Below are 4558 nucleotides of genomic sequence, written 5' to 3' on the forward strand. Positions count from 1 at the left end.
ATAGAAAGCTTTAGTTGCCGCTAAAGCCTGGGTCTCACTTTACCCTTTTGGCTTGGTTATTATCCATACAAAGCATTTAAGCGCGATTCACAACGCGTGGCATTTTTGGTTTGCGTGGAATTTTGTGTTTAAGGCGCAATGCGGTAGCCGTTGTGTATTGCGTTGTTCACGCCTTAATGCGGCGTTATACGCTCGGGCTGGTAAGTCTGTTTTCGAACCAAAGCAGACATTTGACTCGTCCTAATATCGAGTAATTTTTTAGATAAACAAGGCTTGTTTTTAATGACTCCAGATCAAAACTGGGCTGCACTTGAGATCACTGGCTTTCCAATTGATGATGATTGTGTCGGGTCAAAATGGAAAGTTGAGAATGAAGATCAATTGGCTCGTCTTATAGCAATAGTAGTTATGGGGCAGGCTGCACAGGCAGCTTATATTATTGATGAATTATTACCAGCAGCACCTGCATTTACTAATGAGGCACTCAAAAAGGAAGCAGTAATAAAGTTCACTGTTCAGGAAGTGGCTCAAACTCCACGAATGGGCTATCCCAGAATTCAGAGGGATGGCTTGATATTTGAAATTATTTCTTGGATAGCTGCCAAACAGGTGTCCGGTGAAAAATGTTTTCTTAAAGACCCGCACACGAGCTCTACATCTCAAGGCTTAGACGGGATCATGATAGAGCTTAACGAAGATGGCACTGAAATACTCAAATCCACCATCTTTGAAGATAAGTGCACGGACAACCCACGAAATACATTTACGCAGAAAGTAATACCTGGGTTCTTAGATCGGCACGGGAACACAAGAAATGCAGAACTTATTGCTGCCGCTGCAACCCTTATCCAGTTAAGTGGAGTTAGTAATGTGCAGGCCATGTCTATGGTTCGCAAGGTAATTGATAACTCAAGCAGGCAATATCGAGCAGGTTTTGCGTTAACTCAGGATTTCGATACGGAGGAAGCCCAAAAGGCACTGTTTAAAGGGTATGACAAAATAAAGGACATAAACCAGGAACAACGCATTGGTGCAAGCCTCATTGTAGATGGTAAGTTAAGGGATTGGTTTGATGCGTTGGCAACAAAAATAATTGCTTACATAGAACAGTTAGATGCGGAGCAGGAATAATGTTTGATCCAGAAACAGCTTCACTCCTTCGATCTGCTCCCGAGTTTCCTGACTTAGCCCCTAAAGACCTGCCACAACTCTTAACCGGTCACTATGCGCAGATTGTCTCAATGAGGCTTGGTGGAGAAGAACAATTAAGCCAGGAAGGTGGTTGGACATTAGATCGTATTGCCGACACCTATGAACTAGTAGTTTCTATCAATAGCGATCCATCTATTAGGCGATCCTCTGCATTTGTTGCTGCGAGTGCTCAGCAATTGATAGCAAGGAGAGAGGAATTATTAGAAGAAGAGATTGCCGAGAGGGAAAATGTCAGCAGGGATCGTTTAGCACCTGAAATTGCGGCTGTCCTTCTATTTCTTGCGGCTGAACAATACGCAGATGCCCTTGAAGCCGCATCCAAGGTAAAAATCGAAAAGGAGGGACAGCATTACCTTGTTACCGAATTAGTCAGACATATAGTAGATTTGGCTAAAGGTCGGCTAACAGATATTGTTAATAGGAGCAATGAAAGAGTAGGTTTTGTTGTAGAGCAGGATAGTAATGTCGAATTTTCTGCTTTTATCGCATTGGTGCAGTCTCTAGTCTTTGGCATAGAAGATCTATCAAAAAAAATCTTAGGAATTGGTTTGGACGATGCCCAACTCCAATCTCCCAAAGCGATTTTTGAGCATGTCAAATCACTAGCAGCTTCAATCAAGAGAGATGCCTTGGAATGTGGAGTAGAATTCACGTTTCCTGGGATTGCTCACCTAGCATCATTACTCACTGCAACATATGACGGGATATCTGAATCTGCGCTCACTAAGCTAGAGCCCCCACAGGGCTCTGGGCCTGAATTTTGGCATAATTGGATAGCGTTCCGAGCAAAAAAATTCCCTTATATTTGGCCTAATCACAGAACGGCTCTCGCAGAGGGTTTCCACCACATTGGTACGTCCGCTGTAATGGTTTTGCCAACAGGAGCTGGAAAAACAACTATTTCCTCAATAAAAATCGCTAGCACTTTATCACAGGGGAAAAAGGTAATTTTTCTTGCCCCAACTCATGCGCTTGTTGAGCAGCTTACCGTCGATCTGCAAGAGATGTTCCCCCAAGACATTTTAGGTTCGACAGTATCAAGTGACTTTGACTTGCTTTTCCAGATTGGTGCAGTTCTCCCTGAAATTGAGGTAATGACACCTGAGAGATGCTTAGCAATGCTCTCTTTCTCTCCAGAATCCTTTGATGATGTTGGCTTATTAGTATTTGATGAATGTCATTTGCTCAGCCCGCAATCAGGAAAGATACGCAGATCGCTAGATAGTATGCTTTGCTTGCTTGCATTCAATAGAATTGCCCCAGAAGCGGATACTCTTTTTCTCTCTGCGATGGTGAAAAACGGAGAAGAATTTGCAAAATGGATTAATCAATTGACGGGTAGAGGTTGTATTAGCATTGATCTGCTATGGAAGCCGAGCAGGCAGGCTCGCGGAGTCGTAATTTACGCAGAGAATGACGTTCAATCCATAAAAGTAAATGCAAAAAATGTGCAAGCGCGTATTGATAAGCAGGCCGGGCGCCGTGCCGCAAATTTAAGATCTGCTTCATCCAGGGAGTTGGTCATAAATCCTTATGCCATTTGGGGCTTACAGCACAATTGGCTGGATTTGGAAAACAATAATGCGATCTGTACTTTCACAAAGCTAATACAGGATAAAGTTTTACTTAGCGGAAAGCTTTATCAAAATAACTTATCCATCACCCCTAATGTAAACAGTGTTGCTTCAACATTGGCCGTGACAAGCGCCAGTAGTCGACTCAAAACTATTGTGTTTGTTAACCAAAAGTCTCATGCCATATCTACTGCTACAAGTATTTCTATTGCGCTTGGTGAAAACATTGTCCCAACGGTAGATGAAAATCACAGATGGGATGCGTTAGAGTTAGAGCTTGGAGGGCTTGAGCATTCATTGCTAACCAAGGGAAGCGCCGCAGTCCCCCATAACGCATCTATGCTACGCATTGAAAGAGAGCTGTCTGAACGTATGTATAAACGTGCAGATGGTGCAATGGTAATTGTTGCTACCCCAACGTTAGCTCAAGGCCTTAATCTCCCTGCGCAAATGGCGATTTTGGCAGGAGATAAACGTGCTGAAAATGATGGTCGCCAACTTTTGGAGGCGCATGAATTATTGAATGCTGCGGCACGCGCAGGTAGAGCTGGGCATCTTGCAAATGGAATTGTATTGCTAATACCCGAGCCGATTCTCATGTTTCCTGAAAATAGAAGCTTGAACAGAGATGTCGTAAGTAAATTGCAGTCATTAATCCCAGAAGATGACAGATGTGTAGAAATTTCAGACCCAATATCTAGGGTTTTAGATGAAATTTCCAATGGCAATACTCTAGACCGTGACGTGATGTACTTAGTTAATCGACTCTCAACCCTGAGTGATTCTGAAAACGATGAAAGCTCATTGTTCAACCTTAAATCCTCTTTTGCTGCATTCCGATCTGGGACGAATAATGAAGAGCAGAGATTTGATGCCCAATTAGTTGAGTTGGAAAATCTTGTGAAGCTTAAAGACAGCGATGAAATTGATCAGTCTCTATCAATTCTAGCCTCACAAAGTGGGTTGCCACCACTTGTACTTTCACGTTTAAGGACCGCGATCATACAAAATGTTGGGTCTTTGCCAACGTCAATTAATGAATGGGTTATTTGGCTATTCAATTGGTTTAAGACTGATCCAGAAGCTAAAGAATTGTTACTTTTTGATGTGAAAAAGTCAGTACTCGGGGCAACTGGAAGAGATAAAAAAGGTGATCTCTCTGGTGACGTTCTGGATGCCTTATCTCCGGGGATATTTGCGTGGTTAGCTGGTTCACCACTAAGGGATGTGGAGATTGCTTTGGGGGGGGAGCCAGATTCAGGTAATCCATCTGCAAAAGCGTGCCCACGAGCTAGGGAATTGGTAGGCACTATTCTACCAAGGGGCCTTTCTTTTGTTATGGGGCTGGTGACACGGGTTGTAACTGAAATTAATCCGTACGACAGCCAGGAGAGTCTATCTTCCGAAGTAGTTGAAGCACTGAGTACAGCAATCCGCTTGGGTTATGATAGTCCTGAAAAACTAGCTTTCTCAATCGCAAATCCTGCTATTTTATGCCGGGTTGCAGTTCACCAAGCTTATTCTCAAAAAATGCCTTAACAGGATATCCAATGAAGTCGAATTTGAGATTTTAAATGTCTGCTATTGGCCGGATTCACACATCGAGATCATGGTACATATCGCGTATAACAATCGGCTGCACGGCGACCAGTTTTCCGCCGCTTTCGCGGCTCCAAACCGGCTCGTGAGCCGGGCGTTGATATGATTCCCATTGTCAAATAGATAAAAGTGTCCTTACCGGAGACCCAAAAATCTCCGGTAAGGACACTCTG

The 4558-nt window shown here is 43.4% G+C and carries 2 protein-coding genes; both read left to right on the top strand.

Going from position 1 to position 4558, the window contains the following annotated elements:
* Positions 1-282 precede the first annotated feature (282 nt).
* Positions 283-1131 carry a hypothetical protein gene (locus CBE72_RS19590; RefSeq protein WP_100145997.1) on the top strand — a complete coding sequence of 283 codons (849 nt, stop codon included), beginning with the start codon at positions 283-285 and terminating at the stop codon, positions 1129-1131.
* Positions 1131-4325 (top strand): DEAD/DEAH box helicase, encoded by a 3195-nt coding sequence (locus CBE72_RS19595; protein ID WP_100145999.1) that lies wholly within the window; start codon positions 1131-1133, stop codon positions 4323-4325. Before CBE72_RS19590 ends, CBE72_RS19595 begins: the two co-directional genes overlap by 1 nt.
* Positions 4326-4558 lie beyond the last annotated feature (233 nt).

The sequence above is a fragment of the Shewanella carassii genome (genome assembly GCF_002777975.1).
Classification (GTDB): domain Bacteria; phylum Pseudomonadota; class Gammaproteobacteria; order Enterobacterales; family Shewanellaceae; genus Shewanella; species Shewanella carassii.